The sequence below is a fragment of the Cupriavidus sp. WS genome (assembly GCF_000395345.1).
GTDB lineage: Bacteria > Pseudomonadota > Gammaproteobacteria > Burkholderiales > Burkholderiaceae > Cupriavidus > Cupriavidus basilensis_B.
This window is the reverse complement of sequence record NZ_AQPL01000741.1, coordinates 1-420: the sequence shown is the minus strand read 5'-3', so window position 1 is coordinate 420 and position 420 is coordinate 1. Positions and strand designations below refer to the sequence as shown.

The 420-nt window shown below is 67.9% G+C and carries 1 protein-coding gene; it reads left to right on the top strand.

Annotation, left to right across the window (positions count from 1 at the left end):
• Window positions 1-420: thioredoxin domain-containing protein (locus K206_RS0136980; RefSeq protein WP_020207204.1), on the top strand; the 420-nt coding region annotated here is incomplete at both ends.

Genomic DNA, 420 nt, shown 5'->3' with positions numbered 1-420 from the left:
ACGCCGATGTGGTCCTGCAATGGCACCACCAGCCGTTGGCCGCGCACGAGCCGGCCGCGTCGGCCGAGGCGCGTCTTGTCGAGTGCGTCGCCGAAGCTGGCGGGCATGCTGCCTTCTGGCAGGCCGTCGAGTGGGTCTATGCTCACACACGCAGCGACGGCCAGGGATTGCCCGATGGCCTGCGCTACCCCGAATCTACGCCGGCCGTCGAACAGTGCATGGCAAGCGAGCGGGCCGATGCAGTCATCCATGCCCAGGCCGTGGAAGCCACGAAAAGTGGTGTAACGGCCACGCCGTCGCTGCGCCTGCTTGATCGCCAGACGGGCCAGGCCATCCTGCTGCAGGGGCCGATCGAAGGCGATGCCTTGCTGTCGGCGATGGACATGCTGTCCGCTGCCGAACCAGCCGCCACACCTACCG